Below are 17,988 nucleotides of genomic sequence, written 5' to 3' on the forward strand. Positions count from 1 at the left end.
TGCGACAGTGCGACTCCTAGTCCGACAGCTGTGGTTTAAGCTTTAGTATTTAGCCTGAAATTTTATGTTATAGAAACCAAAACGGGTTGCAACCCGAAGGATGCAACCCGTTTTTTTGCGTTGATAAACAGCGCGTATTAGTTAAGTTTTTCTCTAATACGTGCAGATTTACCAGAACGCTCACGTAGATAGTAAAGCTTAGCACGACGAACTGCACCGCGACGCTTAACTGTTACGCTATCAATAAGAGGGCTGTGCGTTTGGAATACACGCTCAACGCCTTCACCGTTCGAAATTTTACGAACTGTGAATGCTGAGTGAAGACCACGATTACGCTTAGCGATTACAACACCTTCAAAGGCCTGTAGACGCTCTTTAGCACCTTCTTTTACTTTTACCTGTACAACTACTGTATCACCAGCGCCGAATGCAGGTACGTCTGTTTTAAGCTGCTCATCTTCAAGCGCTTTAATAATATTTTGGTTTACTTTTGCCATTATGTTTCTCACTTTCCTAGGTGTAACTGTCTTCTAGCCACAAGCTTTTTGGTACTCTTGCTGAAATTTCGCGAGTAATACCGCTTGCTCCTCAGTCAGAGCTAGGTTATGCAACAAGTCAGGACGGCGTAGCCAAGTTCTGCCTAATGACTGCATAAGCCGCCATTTTGCTATCTCTTGGTGGTTTCCGCTGAGCAATACAGCAGGCACCTGTTTGTCGTCCAATGTTTCTGGCCGTGTATAGTGAGGACAATCTAACAAGCCATCCGAAAATGAGTCTTGTTCTGCTGATTGGTTATGACCTAATACGCCAGGCACTAATCGCGCTACTGCGTCAATTAATGTCATGGCTGGTAGTTCACCACCACTCAAAATAAAATCACCAATTGACCATTCTTCGTCAACGTATGACTCTATTATTCTCTCATCTATACCTTCATAGCGACCGGCAATCAAAATCAGTTTTTTAGAGCTTGCGAGTTCGCTAGCTCCTTGCTGATCTAGTTTGCGCCCTTGTGGGGACATATAAATTACTTTAGCACCATCACCTGCAGCTTTTTTAGCCTCGGCAATCGCTTTTTTTAATGGCTCAACCATCATTAACATACCTGGTCCGCCCCCGTAAGGACGATCGTCCACGGTTCTATGCTTATCTAAAGCGTAGTCTCGCGGATTCCAGCAGTTAAAATCAATTAAGCCACTTTTTACTGCGCGACCGGTAACACCCTGGTCTGTAATAGCGTCAAACATGTCAGGAAAAAGGCTTATCACCCCTACCCATAATGAACTCGTTTGCGTCATTAAAACCCTGGATCCCAGTCTACGGTAATTTCTCTTGCGTCGTGTTTAACTTCGATAATAACTGTATCAGTTAAAAACGGAATTAAACGCTCTGCTTGACCAAATGCGTCTTTACTGTTTGCTTTAACAACCAGTACGTCATTTGACCCTGTCTCCATTAGGTCATCAACAATGCCTAAATCGTAACCTTTATCAGTTACAACCGACATGCCAATGAGATCTCGCCAATAGAACTCACCTTGCGGGAGTTCTGGTAATTGCGCTGAATCCATTGAGATTTCTGCGTGGGTATAAGCCACTGCTTCGTCTCGATCGTTTACTTGCGCAAATTTAGCGATAAAGCCTTTGTTGTGGCGACGCCAGTCGACCACTTCTAAGGTCTGCCATTTACCTTGCTGCCCTATCAACCACGGGCTGAAATCGAAGATCCCTGCGGGATCATCAGTAAATGAATGTACCTTAAGCCAGCCCTTTATACCATACGGGGCACCGAGCTTTCCTACGACAATTATTGATGAGGTGTTCTCTTGACTCATGGTTACACTTACGCCTATTAAGCCGCTTTACGAGCGTCTTTTACTAACTTAGCTACGCGATCTGAAAGAGACGCGCCCTGACCTACCCAGTGTTCAACACGTGGTAAATCTAAACGAATTTTTTCTTCTTGACCTGCAGCAATTGGGTTAAAAAAGCCTACTTTCTCGATGAAGCGACCGTCACGCGAGAAACGGCTATCCGCAACCACAATTTGATAGAAAGGGCGTTTTTTAGCGCCACCACGTTGCAAACGAATAGTTACCATACCGTCCTCTATAAAGATTGACTGTTTTCATTAATAAGATTTACTCCCCAGAATGGGGAGCTGGGGAATTGTACGAGTTTTTAGCAACAATGCAAGTAAGAAGTGATGCTAAAAGCCAGTTTAGTAGGTTAAAGCGTGATCCCAACTTTAAATTAGCGTTAATAGCGTTTAGCACGCATAATTTATTCAACAAAAAAGGAGCCATTTGCTCCTTTTCATATATTTTATATCGTTACATTTAAGCTACGTTAAACTCAACTTTAAAATTTAGGGCCACCGCCACCCATCATTCCCGGCGGTAACATACCTTTCATGCCGCGCATCATTTTGGTCATGCCACCTTTGCCTTTCATTTTTTTCATCATTTTTTGCATTTGGGTAAACTGTTTTAGTAGTTTATTAATTTCTTGTACTTGCGTACCAGAACCTGCTGCAATACGTTTTTTACGTGACCCTTTAATGATTTCTGGGCGGGCGCGCTCTTTTTTTGTCATTGAGCTAATAATGGCTTCCATTTGAATGAAGGTTTTATCGCCCATTTGGCCTTTAACAGCATCGGGTAAGTTAGACATACCTGGCAATTTATCTAGCATCGACATCATGCCGCCCATGTTTTTCATTTGCTTAAGTTGATCCGCAAAGTCATCAAGGGTAAAACCAGCGCCTTTAAATACTTTTTCAGCGACTCTGGCAGCTTGCTCTTTATCTACTTTCATTTCGACTTCTTCGATCAATGAAAGTACATCACCCATGCCTAGAATACGTGACGCTATGCGGTCAGGGTGGAAAGGCTCAAGTGCATCAATGCGCTCACCCACACCCATAAATTTAATTGGCTTACCGGTAATATGACGAATAGATAAAGCAGCACCACCGCGTGCATCACCATCAGTTTTAGTTAATATAACACCAGTTAGTGGCAGGGCTTCGTCAAATGCTTTAGCTGTATTTGCCGCATCTTGACCTGTCATTGCATCTACAACAAACAAGGTTTCGATTGGGTTAATTGCTTTGTGAAGATTTTTAATCTCATCCATCATGTCGCTATCAACATGCAATCGACCTGCAGTATCGACTAATACCACATCAATAAATTTCTTTTTCGCATGAGAAATAGCTGCGGTTGCTATATCAACCGGCTTTTGCGAAATATCACTTGGGAAAAAATCAACACCCACTTCAGCAGCGAGCGTTTCTAGTTGCTTAATTGCTGCAGGGCGGTATACGTCGGCACTTACTACAAGTACTGATTTTTTCTTGCGCTCTTTTAAAAACTTAGCCAGTTTAGCAACACTGGTGGTTTTACCAGCACCTTGCAGACCCGCCATCATAACAACAGCAGGGGGTTGTGCATTTAGGCTTAGCTCTTCGTTGGCTTCACCCATGGCTTTTTCGAGTTCTTCACGTACTATTTTTACAAATACTTGGCCTGGGCTTAAGCTTTTTGTAACTTCAACACCTACCGCACGCTCTTTAACTTGTTTTACAAAATCGCGAACAACGGGCAACGCCACATCGGCTTCTAAAAATGCCATGCGCACTTCACGAAGAGTGTCTTTAATATTCTCTTCTGTTAGGCGGCCACGGCCACTAATGTTTTTTAAGGTTTTACCTAATCGTTCTTGGAGATTCTCAAACATATTACGGTTCCGATAAGACGTTTATACCAACCCAATTAAAGCGCCTTTAACTCTGTGCGCTGTATTAATAGAATTAATATTATTAAATTTCAATTAAAAGCAGTATACCGTAAATGGTGTCTTACAATACAGTGTTCAAGTGCAGCTTGTTGAGTTTCTTTTTTTAAGGTCTATGCATTTGCTTTGCTATAAAATACAATGGCTATATAACAATCATTAATTATTTGACTCAAATTAAGTGGCCCAAGCACAATGCTGATTATTAGCTTAACTATTATTGCCAGTTTATTTTATGTGTTAGCAACGTCTTACGTGCTCTCACGGTTGTTTCATCAACAAGGCCCTAGCCAAAAGCTAACTATTATATTGAGTACTGTGGCTATTTTGGCGCACATGCTGTTGTTAGTAAATTCGGTTTTTAGAGCAGACGGACAAGATTTAAGTATTGTCAATGTGGCGCTTTTAACCTGCTGGGTTATTGTGATTTCTGTCACTACGGTATCGTTAAAGTTTCCGGCGACCTTATTATTGCCGGTCGTGTACGGCTTTGCTGCACTTCTAACTATGGCAAGCTTGTTTATACCACACCATATTTTACTGCAAAGTATTGATGTTGATGTGGGCTTAGTAACCCATATTTCGTTATCATTACTCGCTTACTGCATTTTAATTATTGCTACTTTATATGGCGTACAATTTTACTTTATTGATAAGCGCTTAAAGCGTAAAGATTTAGCTATTGTACACAGCCATTTACCACCACTAATGGTGGTTGAACGCCAACTGTATCAATTGGTTAACTTAGGTACTATATTACTCACTTTGGCACTATTGTCGGGATTTGTATTTCTCGATGGTATGTTCGCTACTCAATTTATCCATAAAACGATATTATCGCTTGTTGCATGGTGTATTTTTGCTGTGATTGCGCTTGGCCATATGAAAAAAGGCTGGCGTGGTAAACCTGTGGTTATTGCTATTATGGTTGCTGCTTTTATTCTTACACTGGCTTATTTTGGCAGTCGTTTTATACAAGAAGTTATTCTAAATAAATTTTAACTTGACTCTACTAACTCACTCTAGCCTAATACACGCTAGTTTATAATAAAAGGATCCATCGTTGGACGCCATATCGACCAGTACCTTGTTTATCATTTTAGGTTTTTTGGTACTTTTTTCTGCTTATTTTTCTGGCTCAGAAACCGGAATTATGTCAATCAATCGTATACGCCTGCGACATCTCACCAAAGAGAATCATCGCGCTGCTAAACGTGTCAGTAAATTACTTAGTCGTCCGGATAGGCTCATTGGTTTAATTTTAATCGGCAATAATTTAGTTAATATTGCCGCTGCACAAGTTGCTACTATTATTGGTATTCGTTTATACGGTGATTTAGGTATTGCTGTGGCAACAGGTGCGCTAACCTTAGTAGTGCTTATTTTTGCAGAAATAACCCCAAAAACACTTGCTGCTCTCTACCCTGAAAAAGTTGCCTTCCCAAGTTCTGTTGTGCTTAAAGGATTACTAAAAATCCTTTTCCCATTTGTCGTTGTTATTAACTGGCTAACCAACGGCATCTTGCGGTTATTTGGTATTAGTGCGGCACAAATAGATGAGCACAGCATGAGTAAAGAAGAGCTAAAATCAGTACTTAATGAGTCTGGTGCACTTATTCCTGCGCGTCACCAAAGCATGTTGACCTCAATTTTAGATTTAGAACAAGTAACCGTTGAAGATATTATGATCCCACGTAACGAAATTGTGGCCATAGATATTAACGATGAATGGAAACTTATTAGCCGCCAACTGACTCATGCACAACATACGCGTGTATTGTTATATAGAGATAACATAGATGACGCGGTGGGGTTTATTCATTCGCGTGATGCGCTTAGGTTACTTACAAAAGAGCAATTTGATAAACCATCGTTGCTACGCGCTGTACGTGAAATTTATTTCATTCCTGAAGGCACATCACTAAATACGCAGCTATTAAAGTTTCAGCAATCTAAAGAGCGTATTGGCTTGGTGGTAGATGAGTATGGCGACATTCAAGGTTTAGTTACCCTAGAGGATATACTTGAGGAAGTGGTAGGCGATTTTACCACCACCCAAACTCGTACGCCAAGCGAAGAAGTAACCACACAAACCGATGGCTCGTGCATTGTAGATGGCGGTGCTAACGTGCGCGACTTAAATAAAGAAATGGGCTGGGAGTTTCCACTCGACGGGCCTAAAACACTCAGCGGCTTAATAGTTGAGTATTTAGAAAACATTCCTGATGCCAATTTAAGTTTGCGTATTGCCGGCTACCCTATTGAAGTACTTGAAGTAAAAGAAAACATGATAAAGCTGGTTAAAATACAGCCGAAAAAACGTAAAAAATAAACTAAAAAAGGAGCCAATTGGCTCCTTTTTTGTAGGCTAAATAAATACAACAGATGTTATTAGCCAAAAAACAAACGCTCTAACCACCCTTTATTTAAATCTGCTTCACAACGCTTTAACTGCGCACCATAACGGCTCGCACGGTGTTTTACTTTATTAGCGACACCCATTAACCATTTTTTCTTTTTGTAAGTACCGCGTTTGTAACCGCCCCACCCTTCGTGATAATTAAGATACTGACCGTAGGCATCCCATTTAGATACGCCGTTTATTTTATGGGTTTTATAAGCAAACCAGCCCATAAAGTCGATAGCATCATCAAAGTCGTCTCTATCGGCGCCACTATTCTTACTTTCACGAATATAATCAGACCAGGTCATCGTTTTTGCTTGTGAGTAGCCATAAGCAGAGCTTGCTCTACCGGTAGGAATAATCCATAAGAAATACTGCATTGGTGGAGCTGCGTCATGTTTAAACGAGCTTTCTTGGTACATCATGCTCATAAGTACGTGCTTGGGAGCGCCCCATTTTTCTTGAGCATCTTTGGCACCAAAGTACCAACTTCTTTTTTCTTCAAAAATTTTACAAATATCATCAGGCTGCTTTGGTGGAGCTGTGGCACAACCGGCTAAACTAAGCGCTAATGATAAAACAACTACATTTTTTTTCATTTGGTTTATCTCGCTGAACTTTTGCAAAAATCAGTAGTCTGATTTTAACAATGCAGCAGAGCAGCATTGTTTCTTCCCTAAAATAATTACGCAGCTACCTTGAGCTGCGTTTTTTTTGCTTAAAACTAACTATTTATTTAGGATCAAAATAAGCATTTAAAAATGCGGTAAATGATACTGAGTCACTTTGCTCAATAGCACGCTGAGCGTCGTTAGAGCGTGTAACTTGCTCCTCTAACCATTGCTTTGAAAACACTTGATAGTCTGCAGCTTGATGGCTTTGCTTATACTTTTCAGCAATTGCTAGCGCATAATGGCCGTTATCTAGCCCTGAAGCTTCTAACTCAGCTACATAACGCCCAGAATATGTAAGTCCTGGGTTATTAATCCAAGTTGCCATGCGCTCAATAGTACTTGAATAATAACTAACGCCGTAGGCAGTATCCATGTATTTTGCCACTTCACTTAATTGCGAAAATATATCTTCACCCCACGATTGAAGGGTACGTGGTTGATTAAAGTAATTAAGTTCAAGGCCTTTTTCTCGCCCTTTATTTACTACTGTATCAAGATTTTCTGTGCTGCGTGTTTGCTCTTCCCAATCCATTGCCGGTGAGCTTTTTAATAAACAATACGTTAAAAACACATCTAAAAAGTGGAACTGCTCTATATCTATGCCCACTTCACTAAATGGATTAACATCTAATGCGCGAATTTCGACATATTCAATACCGGCTCTAAGTAGTGCATCTGTTGGTGTTTCACCGTTTTTAGCATTACGTTTAGGGCGAATTGGCGAATAAAATTCGTTTTCTATTTGCAGAATATTCTTATTTAACTGTTTTGGATTTTCGCTGGTGTAATCGTCAAGGTTGCCGTAAATATCTGAAGGTGTGTTAATTGATTTTTTCAAACCAGCTACATATTCATCTAACGAGTTATACATTACACGCAGTGATGATTGTGCGCTATTGGTGTAACCTAAGTTACCTAAGCGCAGCGCAGTGCCTACTTCTAAATACAGGGTGCCTTTACCTAGCTTTTTAAATGGTAAATCGGTTTTTCTACCCTGTAAAAACGAACTACATAACGCAGGTGATGCACCAAATAAATAACTGATCAGCCATAATTCACGTTTAAAATTACGAATAAGCGCTAAGTAACCATCAGATATAAAATCCTCTAAACTAAGGTCGCTATTTTTTAGCGTATGTAATGACTGCCACAATGAATCTGGAAACGAAATATTAAAATGCACACCAGCAATAGCTTGCATCATACTGCCGTAACGGTTTTTTAACCCTTCACGGTAAAGCGTTTTCATTTGCCCTACATTTGAACTGCCAAATTGCGCAATAACTATGTCGTCTTGATGTTCAATAAAGCACGGCATACTAATAGGCCAAAGTAATTCGTCACCCATTTTTTCTAGGGTAAACTTTTGTAAGTCTTTTAATTGCTGCAGCGTTTGTGTGGACGATTCACTAACTGGGGTAATAAATTCAAGTAACGACTCTGAAAAATCGGTCGTAATTTGGCCATTGGTAAGCGCACTGCCCACCCCTTCTGGGTGTTTTTGTGCAGAGATAACGCCATCACTTTTAATTCTTAGTGACTCACGCTCAATACCACGTTTTATTCCGTTAATTGCATGTTTATGCTGCGTTACTGAAAGAGCGTCAAGCGCGTTTGTTAGATCATGTGTTGCCAAAAAATACTTCCTCGAGCCAAGTGGCTTAATCATAAGGTTATGGGGTCTAATTACCTATACTCAAGATAAATACTAAGAAAAAATACTATTTATAGTTCTATTGTATCTGCTTTGCTTTAAACACGCTTTATTTAACGCCATAAACGATAATCTTGCCATTGCTATACAAAATATACAATTGCTTTGCACTATTATTTATCTTATCAAAACAAAAACTAACCGTACTAAAGTAAATAATTAGCTAACTATTAGCCGTATTAGTCCCATACTGGTATGTTATATATAGCTTATATAACTTTAATCTTGATTTAGATCATAAATACAGGCAATAAATAAACTGAGTGACCTTCATAATGGGATTACCCTACTACCGCTTTATATAAGCAAGTATAATAGTAAGTATTACAAAGGATGATTAAAGAATAATATGCGTCGTAATCAAAGCTTAATAAATGAAGAAGTGGCCTTCGAAGAACAACAAGAACTGGTATCAACAACTGATTTGCGCGGAGTAATCACTTACGCTAATCAAGCATTTTGTACTATAGCCGGGTATGATATAGCAGAACTTATGGGTAAGAACCATAATATAGTGCGCCACCCCGACATGCCAAAAGCTGCATTTAAAGAAATGTGGGAAACATTAAAGCAAGGCCACTCTTGGCGCGGCGCAGTTAAAAACCGTTGTAAAGATGGCCGCTATTACTGGGTTGATGCATTTGTAACTCCTATTTTTGAGCACAGCCAGTTAATTGGTTATCAATCTGTAAGAACCAAATTAAGCCCACAGTTAAAACGCCGTGCAGAACTATTTTACAGTAAAGTAAATGCTAAAAAGTCATTCTTTAATTGGCGCGAACGCACAAGTTTAAGACAAAGCTTAAGTGTATTTGCTTTATTATGTTGGTTAGTTGCAACTGCTGTATGGGCTTCATTTGCTATTGCACTAATTAGCTTAGTGGTTTGCTTAGTTATACTTGCTTTAAACTATGATGAGCTAATAACAACACCAAGAATATTAAAGCAGCAAAAACAACAAGCCGATTCTATATCTCGTTATATTTATAGTGGCCGACACCCTCACAGTATTAGTGATTACAGAGAGCAAATGCTAAGCGCTAAATTACGCACTGTACTGGGGCGTATGAAAGACTCTACCTTAAGCTTTAATGATATTGCTTTAAATTTAGATCAACAGTCAACGCTTACAGAGCAAGGTATTTCATCGCAAGGCTCGCAGCTTGAGCAAATAGCATCTGCAATGGCGCAAATGAGTTCGACTATAGGTGAAATATCAAGTAACACCTGCACCACTGCCGATAAAGTAAGTGTTACTTATCAAAGTTGCTCCGATATAAAAGTACACATTGCCGATAATAATGCCATGGTTTCTGATTTAGCCGTTCAGGTAGAGCAAGCAGCAACAACCGCTAACAGCCTAGCGTCAGAAGCCGATAAAATTGGCCAAGTAATGAGTGAAATTGAAGGTATTGCCGAGCAAACTAACTTACTTGCGCTAAATGCTGCCATAGAAGCTGCAAGAGCAGGTGAGCATGGCCGTGGTTTTGCTGTAGTTGCCGATGAAGTAAGAGCGCTTTCATCAAGAACACAAAATGCCACTGCGCAAATTCACAGCTCAATAAAGGAAATTCAAGACACCTTGTTTAGCTGGTCAAAAATAATGCAAAACACGAAGCAACAAGCCGACAGTTGTGTAAATACTACAACGCAAACACAGCAAGAGCTTGATAGCATTTTCACTCAAATTAGCGAAATAGCGCAACTCGCTACTGGTATTTCGGCTGCTGCAGAAGAGCAACAAGTAGTGAGCCACGACATAGGTACTAATGTAGAGCAGATTAAAAACCTAGGTGATGATAATTTAAACTTAAGTTTTAATGTTGCCAGGGGCGCTGCTGAGTTAGTTGAAGGCTCAAGAAAGATCAACGACTTACTGCTTACTTTTAAAATTTAATTGTCAGCACAAATAAAAAAGCCGCTATGTTAGCGGCTTTTTCGTTTTTACTTTATAACGCTTAACGGCTTGAAAACACTAAACCGTCGTCATTTGCATCAATTACAACAACACTGCCTGGCATATAATCACCATTGAGTAATTTTTGTGCTAATGGATTTTCAATCGTTTGTTGAATAGCTCGTTTTAACGGACGCGCACCATAAACCGGATCAAAACCACTTGCGGCAATACGATCTAAAGCAGCGTCGCTTATCTCGAGTAAATAACCCATTTGCGTTAAACGCTCACGTAATTTACTTAACTGAATATCAGCAATCTCTTTAATGTGCTCGTTAGCCAGTGGGTGGAAAACAACGGTTTCATCAATACGGTTAATAAACTCAGGTCTAAACTCATTGATTAATACATTCATTACTTTTTCTTTCAAAGTAACGTAATCGTTATTACCCGCTTGCTCTTGAATTATATCTGAGCCTAAGTTTGAGGTCATGATGATAACGGTATTTTTAAAATCAACCGTGCGTCCTTGACCGTCGGTTAAACGTCCATCATCTAAAACCTGTAGCAAAATATTAAACACATCTGGGTGTGCTTTTTCTATTTCGTCCAATAAAATAACTGAGTAAGGTTTACGACGCACGGCTTCGGTTAAATACCCGCCCTCTTCGTAGCCAACATACCCAGGAGGCGCACCAACTAAACGTGCTACTGAATGTTTTTCCATAAACTCAGACATATCAATGCGCACCATGGCACTTTCGGTGTCGAACATATAGCCGGCGAGTGCTTTGGTTAATTCTGTTTTACCGACCCCGGTTGGGCCTAAAAACAAAAACGAGCCAATCGGGCGATTAGGATCGGCAAGCCCTGCACGTGAGCGGCGAATAGCATTAGCTACCGCTACAACGGCTTCATCTTGTCCGATTACTTTTTCATGTAGCTTTTCTTCCATCTGCAATAGTTTTTCTCGCTCACCTTGTAGCATCCGCGATACTGGAATACCGGTCCAACGAGAGAGTATTTCGGCTATTTCATCTTCGCCCACTTGGTTTTTTAGCAAGGTCATTTCTTGCATTTCTGCTTGCGATGCTAAATCAAGTTTATGCTCAAGCTCTGGTATGCGGCCATATTGTAGCTCCGACATACGCTGTAAATCGCTGGCTCTTCGAGCTACATCTAAATCAAGTCGTGCTTGTTCTAGCTCAGCTTTAATAACTTGAGTGCCTTGTAAAGATGCTTTTTCGGCAGTCCATATCTCATCAAGCTCATTGTACTCTCCTTCAAGCTCGGTGATCAGCTCTTGCATTTCAGTACGGCGTTTTAAACTTGCTTCGTCTTTTTCTTTGGCGAGTGCGTTATCTTCAAGTTTTAATTGAATAATACGGCGCTCTAACTTATCTAATGACTCTGGTTTTGAATCTATTTGTAAACGAATAGAAGAGCCCGCTTCATCTATAAGATCAATCGCTTTATCGGGTAATTGACGGTCACTAATGTAACGATGCGACAATTGCGCAGCTGCAACGATAGCAGGATCGGTAATTTCTACAGAGTGATGTAGCTCGTAACGCTCTTTTAGGCCACGTAATATAGCAATCGTGTCCTCAACCGAAGGCTCCTCTACCAATACTTTTTGAAAGCGACGCTCAAGGGCGGCGTCTTTTTCAATGTATTTACGATATTCATCAAGAGTGGTTGCACCTACGCAATGTAATTCGCCACGGGCAAGTGCCGGTTTTAGCATATTGCCTGCATCCATTGCGCCATCACTTTTACCTGCGCCTACAATTGTGTGTATTTCATCAATAAATAAAATCACTTGGCCTTCTTCTTTAGCCAGTTCATTTAATACTGATTTTAATCGCTCTTCAAATTCGCCGCGGTATTTAGCACCGGCCACCAGCGCGCCTAAATCAAGCGAAAGTACCCGCTTGTTTTTTAATCCCTCTGGTACTTCACCATTAATAATACGCTGTGCTAAACCTTCGGCAATCGCGGTTTTACCTACACCGGGTTCACCTATTAATACTGGGTTGTTTTTAGTTCGGCGTTGTAAAACTTGAATTGTTCGGCGAATTTCATCATCTCGACCAATAACCGGATCAAGCTTACCTTGCTCTGCACGTTCGGTTAAATCTATGGTGTATTTTTCAAGTGCTTGGCGTGTTTCTTCGGCATTTGGATCATCAACCTTTTGCCCACCACGCACTGCATTAATGGCCGTTTCTATTTTGTCGGAGGTGATATTTAAGGTTTTAAAAATATTACCCAGCGGGCCTTTATCGTCGCAAGCAGCTAATACAAACAGTTCGCTAGAAATATATTTATCTTTACGCTTTTGCGCATACTTATCGCATAAGTTGATCAAGGATATAGTGTTGTTCGATAGCTGCACATCGCCGCCTACGCCTTCCACTTTAAATAGTTTTTCTATTTCTTGGGAAAGCTTAGTATTAAGCTCGTCAGCACTAACACCTGCTTGTGCTAATAACGCGCGCACGCTTGAGCCGCTTTGCTTTAACAAAGCATACATTAAGTGTACCGGCTCAATAAATTGATGATCGCGGCCAAGGGCTAAAGATTGCGCATCAGAAAGCGCAGACTGAAATTTACTGGTAAATCTATCTAAACGCATTGGGGTTACCTATTAATAAAACTCATTGCTTAAATAATGGGTATGTTAGGGGGGTTGTTCAAGGTGTTGCAGAAAATATAATCATTATATTGATAAATTAGTTGCGCCAGATCAAACTTGCCATGCGTCCGGTTTGGCCGTCGCGTCGGTACGAAAAAAACTGTTCAGTTTGAGAAACCGTACAGTGCTCACCACCGGTAATATTTATAATCCCTAATTGACGCAATTGAATACGTGCAAGGTGATAAATATCGGCAAGGTACTTTTGGTTTGCACACGCTTTAAACGCTTTGGCAAACAAAGGGTTTTGGGCATTAAACAATGCAAACACCTCGCTACCTACCTCAAATTTATCAGCCCCTATTGCGGGACCTAACCAGGCACTTATTTCACTTTTTTTGGCATTAAAGCAGTTTAGCGTATTTTTAATTACACCTTGCTCTAATCCACGCCAACCAGCATGTATGGCAGCTACTTCTTTTCCATCGTTACTGGCAAGTAAAATGGGCAAGCAATCGGCGGTCATTATTGCCAAAGGCTGAGCAACGAGTTGTGTATATAGTGCATCTCCTTGATGGTGAGCGTTAAATTTAAATTGCCCATCAACAATGAGTACATCGCCACTATGAACTTGATCTATCCATACAGCACTATTTGGTAAATGCTTATTCAACAATGCACGATTTTTTAATACCTGTTGTTTATTATCACCAACATGCAGCCCTAAATTAAAACTCTTAAACGGCGCTTCTGAAACACCGCCTACACGTGTGGTACTTAATGTACTCACACCTGTTATAGGGACTTGCCATGCTGCTGATAAAAACTGCATTATCTATCTATGTCAGGATTAGCTTTTGTGTCTTCACGCAGTGCCAGTGTCATAGCAACCATGTCATCTGGAATAGGTGCTTGCCATGTCATCATTTCACCCGTAATTGGGTGCGCAATACTTAATTTAACCGCATGTAATGCTTGGCGTTTAAAACTACGCAGCAATTCAAATAACTCAGGCGTTGCCCCTTTAGGTGGACGCGGACGGCCGCCATAAGACTGATCGCCAATAAGCGGATGATTTAAATAAGCCATATGCACACGTATTTGGTGAGTACGACCGGTTTCAAGGCGTAAACGTAAACGTGTATGAGCACGAAACTTTTCAGCAACACGGTAATGCGTAATGGCTGGCTTACCCTGTTCATGTACATCCATATGCGTACGTTGCGTTGCATGGCGGCCAATAGGCTTTTCAACCATGCCACCAGCGGTCATTGTGCCATTGCAAAGCGCTTCGTATTCTCGCGTGAAATTTTCACGTTTTTGCAGTGCGGTTACTAAATGCGTTTGTGCCGGAATAGTTTTAGCTACCACCATAAGGCCAGTAGTGTCTTTATCTAATCGGTGCACAATGCCCGCGCGAGGTACATTAATAATTTCTGGGTGGTAATGTAGCAATGCATTTAGCACTGTGCCATCTGGATTACCTGCACCAGGATGAACTACCAAGCCCATAGGTTTATTAATTACCAAAATATCATCATCTTCATAAACAATGTTTAATTTGATATCTTGCGCTATGTATTCACGAGGTGCTTCAATGGTTGTTTCAACATTAAGTACTTCACCACCAAGCAGTTTAGTGCGCGGTGTGTTGAATATTTCGCCATCAACGGTGATTTTATCATCCAAAATCCACGTTTTTATCCTTGATCGTGAATAATCAGGGAACAATTGTGCTAATACTTGGTCTAGACGTTTACCACCTAAATCGGTTGGAACGTCGGCTTGAAGAGAAATTTGCTCTGACATTAGTAATTTTACCCAATTTACCAGTGCAAGCTTTGCTCGACTGGGTTAGAATCGCTTTTAATAAAAGCATAATATAATACGCATAGTTTACTCGGTTTTACCGACTTGGCCTAGCCGTAGACAACGAAGGTAACAAATAAAATGATAAATAAAATAGGGAAACGTGCATTCGCCATTGTTTTTTCAGTTTCAGTGCTTAGTTTAGGTGCTTGTTCGTCGGCTCCTGACCAAGAAGACATTCAACGTGTACCTAATAAATCGGCTCACGCTTTGTATGAAGATGCCAAGCAAACTTTAGATTCTGGTTTATATGCACGCGCAATCGAACTTTTAAGTGCAATTGACTCTCGCTACCCGTTTGGCCCATTTTCTAAACAAGTACAAATGGATTTAGTGTATGCGCATTACCAATCGGGTAATACCGAGCAAGCACTGGCAACAATCGACCGTTTTATTCGCTTAAACCCAAATCATAAAGATTTAGACTACATGTATTACATGCGTGGATTAGTTAACATTAAAGCCGATAAAAACGCATTCCAAGAGTATTTTGGTGTTGATAGAGCTGACCGCGATGCTAACCGTACACGTGTGGCCTTTACAGATTTATCAACCTTGGTTAAGCGTTTCCCACAAAGTGACTACGCCCCAGAGGCAAAACGTCGTTTAGTGTGGTTGTTAAACCGTATGGCAAGGTATGAGCTAAAAGTGGCCACTTACTATTATGAACGTGAAGCCTACTTAGCAGCTGCTAACCGCGGTAAGTTTGTAGTAGAACATTACTCGCAAAGCAGCTACTTAAACTCTGCACTTGAAATGATGGAAAAAAGCTACGATAAGCTAGGCTTAAGTGAGCTTAGCGAAGATGCTAAACAAACACGAATTTTTAACAGCAGAAATAAATAATTAAAAAGGCGCTTACTAACTTGAGTAAGCGCCTTTTTAGTGTACTTGTTGTAATAAAGCTTAAATAGCTTCTTCATCTTCCTCTGCAGTACGAATACGCACAACACGCTCAACTTCAGTGACAAATATTTTACCATCACCAATTTTTCCTGTTTGTGCCGTTTTAATTATTACCTCAATTGCACGGTCAACATCATCATCGCCCAGTACAATATCTAATTTAACTTTAGGTAAAAAATCAACCATGTATTCCGCACCACGATACAACTCGGTATGGCCTTTTTGACGCCCAAACCCTTTAACTTCAGTTACTGTCATACCTGTAATGCCTACTTCTGATAGGGCTTCACGCACATCATCAAGCTTAAAAGGTTTAATGATTGCTTCTATTTTTTTCATATTAATTACTTTTTAAAGCTACAGTTGCCTCGATTTTAGACAATCACAAGGCTCATAGCAAACAAAGTGACTGTATTACGCTGATAAAACAATCTGCCATGCTATGATTATGCTAATAAAAATAGCTATACTAAAACAATAAGTAACCTACGGGATCAATATGAAAAAAATACAATACGGATTCACTTTACTCGAGCTGATGGTGACTGTGGCTATTGTAGGTATTATTGCCACCATTGCATTGTGGAACAGTAGCGACATGCTAGAGGAAAACCGCGCCGAGAACTTTTTATTAGAACTAAAACGTAATATTAGTTATGCGCGCGCGCAAGCGGCAAGCACCGATGAGGTAGTTATACTGTGTACAGGTCCATACGGTAAAGTAAAAAGAAACGAAGAGTTTAGCTGCACAAAAAAATGGGATGAAAACCGTGTAATCACTGTATTTATCGATATGGATAACAATTTAACCTATAACCCTTCAACAGATACTATTCTACGCGCAATGAATAAAATAAGGGGTAACGATAAAGTTCAATTCACGGGTAATGAAAAAAGTCTGCGCTTTAACACCAGTGGTCGTATTACCACAAGCCCTGGGGATTTTATATATTGCCCTAATAGCGATAACGAGAATAATAAGGCACTAACCGTATCACAATCTGGTACTGCTTTTTACCTTGGCGATACAGCGCAAAAATGCACTAAAGGGTAAACCTTACATTGTTATTTTTTGATTGTTTACTAAACTAAAATAATCACTTCGCAATTTAGGACTTCAGGGATGAAGTTAATCACATATTCAACAAAAAACCGTGGTACTACCTTAATTGAAGTAATGGTAACAATTGCTATTGTGGCTATTATTAGTCAGTTTTCTATGTGGTTTTTTCCTGATTTTTTAGCGCTAAACCGTGCAGACAACCAGGTTAACTTATTACATCGCAATATAAACTATGCTCGCCTTTACGCCATAGAAAACAGTACATACGTTACTTTATGCGCGTTAAAAAACAATGAATGTCAAAAAGGTGATTGGGAGGAGCAAATATCGTTATTTATCGATAACGATAAATCTACTTCTCTTAATAACGATGAGCTAATGCTAAGCACCTTTGAACACACCCATGAGTTTGATAGCTTAGAGTACCCCCGAGAGGCACTTACTTTTAGGCCCGATGGCTCATTAAACGGTTTTCAAAATGGGACTTTTATATATTGCCCTAATAGCGATAAAGCCAATCTGGAAGGATTGGCTTTATCTGTAAGTCAAACGGGTAGAATACGCATTAAATCAACTGATAAATGCCAGAAGAAATAGCTACCTTCCCCAGCAGTAATCTACATCGCCACTGCCAGTTTTTCCTTTAAGCCCAGTGTCGGTAATCCATATTTCTTTACAATTATTGTCCCCTTTCACCGAGCCTGCAATAGGCTTTGCTGTGATTGTAAAAGTATTTTTATCAACGACTTTAATCGTTAATTCAAAATGCCCATTCTCTGTTTTACTTTGAATCCCTAAATCACTCGCTAATTCTGTATATTCTCTGTTATCTACAAAGTACTGCTCTTGCTTATTAGCTGCATCTAATAATGCAGCAACTGCCTCTGCACGCGAAGCACGCTTCACATACTCTGTATAATTAGGCAATGCAATTGCTGCAAGTATACCGACGATAGCAACTGCTATCATCAGCTCAATTAAGGTAAATCCATGTTGCTTTTTATTCATTTAACCCCCTTAATCATC

At 40.2% G+C, this 17,988-nt stretch carries 18 protein-coding genes; 6 read left to right on the plus strand and 12 right to left on the minus strand.

Annotated features, from left to right (window positions below; translation table 11 throughout):
- Positions 1-137 precede the first annotated feature (137 nt).
- The 5 genes from rplS to ffh form a co-directional block, all read right to left on the minus strand.
- Positions 138-497, minus strand: coding sequence for a 50S ribosomal protein L19 (gene rplS, locus AAEY55_RS09725; RefSeq protein ID WP_011327636.1), 360 nt, complete (start codon positions 495-497; stop codon positions 138-140).
- Between the two features lie 33 nt (positions 498-530).
- Positions 531-1,298: a tRNA (guanosine(37)-N1)-methyltransferase TrmD gene (gene trmD, locus AAEY55_RS09730; protein ID WP_011327635.1), complete on the minus strand. Its 768-nt coding sequence runs from the start codon at positions 1,296-1,298 to the stop codon at positions 531-533.
- Complete coding sequence (rimM, locus tag AAEY55_RS09735) at positions 1,298-1,834, minus strand: ribosome maturation factor RimM (protein WP_011327634.1); 537 nt, start codon at positions 1,832-1,834, stop codon at positions 1,298-1,300. The genes trmD and rimM overlap by 1 nt, the downstream gene beginning before the upstream one ends.
- A 17-nt stretch (positions 1,835-1,851) precedes the next feature.
- Entirely contained in the window at positions 1,852-2,100 is a 249-nt protein-coding gene (rpsP, locus tag AAEY55_RS09740) for a 30S ribosomal protein S16 (RefSeq protein ID WP_011327633.1), read from the minus strand.
- 260 nt (positions 2,101-2,360) lie between these two features.
- The gene (gene ffh, locus AAEY55_RS09745) at positions 2,361-3,740 is read right to left on the minus strand and encodes a signal recognition particle protein (protein WP_011327632.1); all 1,380 of its coding nucleotides are present in this window, start codon (positions 3,738-3,740) and stop codon (positions 2,361-2,363) included.
- 252 nt (positions 3,741-3,992) lie between these two features.
- Between ffh and AAEY55_RS09750 the strand changes: the two genes are divergently transcribed.
- Both AAEY55_RS09750 and AAEY55_RS09755 read left to right on the plus strand, forming a co-directional pair.
- A complete protein-coding gene (locus AAEY55_RS09750; RefSeq protein WP_011327630.1) occupies positions 3,993-4,799 on the plus strand; it encodes an inner membrane protein YpjD in 807 nt (268 codons plus the stop codon).
- Positions 4,800-4,860: 61 nt separating this feature from the next.
- Positions 4,861-6,129: an HlyC/CorC family transporter gene (locus AAEY55_RS09755; RefSeq protein ID WP_140391177.1), complete on the plus strand. Its 1,269-nt coding sequence runs from the start codon at positions 4,861-4,863 to the stop codon at positions 6,127-6,129.
- 59 nt (positions 6,130-6,188) lie between these two features.
- Here AAEY55_RS09755 and AAEY55_RS09760 read toward each other — a convergent pair whose 3' ends face one another.
- The gene (locus tag AAEY55_RS09760) at positions 6,189-6,800 is read right to left on the minus strand and encodes a hypothetical protein (protein WP_058372888.1); all 612 of its coding nucleotides are present in this window, start codon (positions 6,798-6,800) and stop codon (positions 6,189-6,191) included.
- 133 nt (positions 6,801-6,933) lie between these two features.
- Positions 6,934-8,511: a glutamate--cysteine ligase gene (gshA, locus tag AAEY55_RS09765; RefSeq protein ID WP_011327627.1), complete on the minus strand. Its 1,578-nt coding sequence runs from the start codon at positions 8,509-8,511 to the stop codon at positions 6,934-6,936.
- 427 nt (positions 8,512-8,938) lie between these two features.
- On the opposite strand from gshA, the gene AAEY55_RS09770 reads away from it, so the two are divergent.
- On the plus strand, positions 8,939-10,486 hold the full coding sequence (locus tag AAEY55_RS09770) for a methyl-accepting chemotaxis protein (RefSeq protein WP_089367932.1): 1,548 nt from the start codon (positions 8,939-8,941) through the stop codon (positions 10,484-10,486).
- A 61-nt stretch (positions 10,487-10,547) separates the two neighbouring features.
- Here the strand turns inward: AAEY55_RS09770 and clpB are convergent, their stop codons facing one another.
- The 3 genes from clpB to rluD all read right to left on the minus strand — a co-directional run bounded on the left by clpB (position 10,548) and on the right by rluD (position 14,933).
- Positions 10,548-13,124: an ATP-dependent chaperone ClpB gene (gene clpB, locus AAEY55_RS09775; RefSeq protein ID WP_086997204.1), complete on the minus strand. Its 2,577-nt coding sequence runs from the start codon at positions 13,122-13,124 to the stop codon at positions 10,548-10,550.
- A gap of 97 nt (positions 13,125-13,221) precedes the next feature.
- Positions 13,222-13,956 (minus strand): peptidoglycan editing factor PgeF, encoded by a 735-nt coding sequence (pgeF, locus tag AAEY55_RS09780; protein WP_350551028.1) that lies wholly within the window; start codon positions 13,954-13,956, stop codon positions 13,222-13,224.
- Positions 13,956-14,933, minus strand: a complete 978-nt coding sequence (gene rluD / locus AAEY55_RS09785; protein ID WP_058372884.1) for a 23S rRNA pseudouridine(1911/1915/1917) synthase RluD — start codon at positions 14,931-14,933, stop codon at positions 13,956-13,958. The genes pgeF and rluD overlap by 1 nt, the downstream gene beginning before the upstream one ends.
- A 141-nt stretch (positions 14,934-15,074) precedes the next feature.
- Between rluD and AAEY55_RS09790 the strand changes: the two genes are divergently transcribed.
- Positions 15,075-15,839 (plus strand): outer membrane protein assembly factor BamD, encoded by a 765-nt coding sequence (locus AAEY55_RS09790; protein ID WP_011327622.1) that lies wholly within the window; start codon positions 15,075-15,077, stop codon positions 15,837-15,839.
- A 60-nt stretch (positions 15,840-15,899) separates the two neighbouring features.
- Here the strand turns inward: AAEY55_RS09790 and glnB are convergent, their stop codons facing one another.
- Positions 15,900-16,238 (minus strand): nitrogen regulatory protein P-II, encoded by a 339-nt coding sequence (gene glnB / locus AAEY55_RS09795; RefSeq protein ID WP_011327621.1) that lies wholly within the window; start codon positions 16,236-16,238, stop codon positions 15,900-15,902.
- Between the two features lie 160 nt (positions 16,239-16,398).
- Between glnB and AAEY55_RS09800 the strand changes: the two genes are divergently transcribed.
- Together AAEY55_RS09800 and AAEY55_RS09805 are read left to right on the plus strand one after the other, a co-directional pair.
- Entirely contained in the window at positions 16,399-16,953 is a 555-nt protein-coding gene (locus AAEY55_RS09800) for a GspH/FimT family pseudopilin (protein ID WP_350551031.1), read from the plus strand.
- A gap of 69 nt (positions 16,954-17,022) precedes the next feature.
- The gene (locus AAEY55_RS09805; protein ID WP_350551034.1) at positions 17,023-17,559 is read left to right on the plus strand and encodes a GspH/FimT family pseudopilin; all 537 of its coding nucleotides are present in this window, start codon (positions 17,023-17,025) and stop codon (positions 17,557-17,559) included.
- On the opposite strand, the gene AAEY55_RS09810 is transcribed toward AAEY55_RS09805, so the two are convergent.
- A complete protein-coding gene (locus AAEY55_RS09810; protein WP_011327618.1) occupies positions 17,560-17,970 on the minus strand; it encodes a type IV pilin protein in 411 nt (136 codons plus the stop codon). It abuts the gene before it with no gap.
- Positions 17,971-17,988 lie beyond the last annotated feature (18 nt).

Origin of the sequence: Pseudoalteromonas sp. 120-MNA-CIBAN-0494 (genome assembly GCF_040308885.1) — a bacterium.
GTDB lineage: Bacteria > Pseudomonadota > Gammaproteobacteria > Enterobacterales > Alteromonadaceae > Pseudoalteromonas > Pseudoalteromonas nigrifaciens.

Coding starts and splice junctions, on each gene's coding strand:
- rplS (WP_011327636.1), bottom strand. CDS start 497: ATGGCAAAAGTAAACCAAAATATTATTAAAGCGCTTGAAGATGAGCAG.
- trmD (WP_011327635.1), bottom strand. CDS start 1,298: ATGACGCAAACGAGTTCATTATGGGTAGGGGTGATAAGCCTTTTTCCT.
- rimM (WP_011327634.1), bottom strand. CDS start 1,834: ATGAGTCAAGAGAACACCTCATCAATAATTGTCGTAGGAAAGCTCGGT.
- rpsP (WP_011327633.1), bottom strand. CDS start 2,100: ATGGTAACTATTCGTTTGCAACGTGGTGGCGCTAAAAAACGCCCTTTC.
- ffh (WP_011327632.1), bottom strand. CDS start 3,740: ATGTTTGAGAATCTCCAAGAACGATTAGGTAAAACCTTAAAAAACATT.
- AAEY55_RS09750 (WP_011327630.1), top strand. CDS start 3,993: ATGCTGATTATTAGCTTAACTATTATTGCCAGTTTATTTTATGTGTTA.
- AAEY55_RS09760 (WP_058372888.1), bottom strand. CDS start 6,800: ATGAAAAAAAATGTAGTTGTTTTATCATTAGCGCTTAGTTTAGCCGGT.
- AAEY55_RS09770 (WP_089367932.1), top strand. CDS start 8,939: ATGCGTCGTAATCAAAGCTTAATAAATGAAGAAGTGGCCTTCGAAGAA.
- clpB (WP_086997204.1), bottom strand. CDS start 13,124: ATGCGTTTAGATAGATTTACCAGTAAATTTCAGTCTGCGCTTTCTGAT.
- pgeF (WP_350551028.1), bottom strand. CDS start 13,956: ATGCAGTTTTTATCAGCAGCATGGCAAGTCCCTATAACAGGTGTGAGT.
- rluD (WP_058372884.1), bottom strand. CDS start 14,933: ATGTCAGAGCAAATTTCTCTTCAAGCCGACGTTCCAACCGATTTAGGT.
- AAEY55_RS09790 (WP_011327622.1), top strand. CDS start 15,075: ATGATAAATAAAATAGGGAAACGTGCATTCGCCATTGTTTTTTCAGTT.
- glnB (WP_011327621.1), bottom strand. CDS start 16,238: ATGAAAAAAATAGAAGCAATCATTAAACCTTTTAAGCTTGATGATGTG.
- AAEY55_RS09800 (WP_350551031.1), top strand. CDS start 16,399: ATGAAAAAAATACAATACGGATTCACTTTACTCGAGCTGATGGTGACT.
- AAEY55_RS09805 (WP_350551034.1), top strand. CDS start 17,023: ATGAAGTTAATCACATATTCAACAAAAAACCGTGGTACTACCTTAATT.
- AAEY55_RS09810 (WP_011327618.1), bottom strand. CDS start 17,970: ATGAATAAAAAGCAACATGGATTTACCTTAATTGAGCTGATGATAGCA.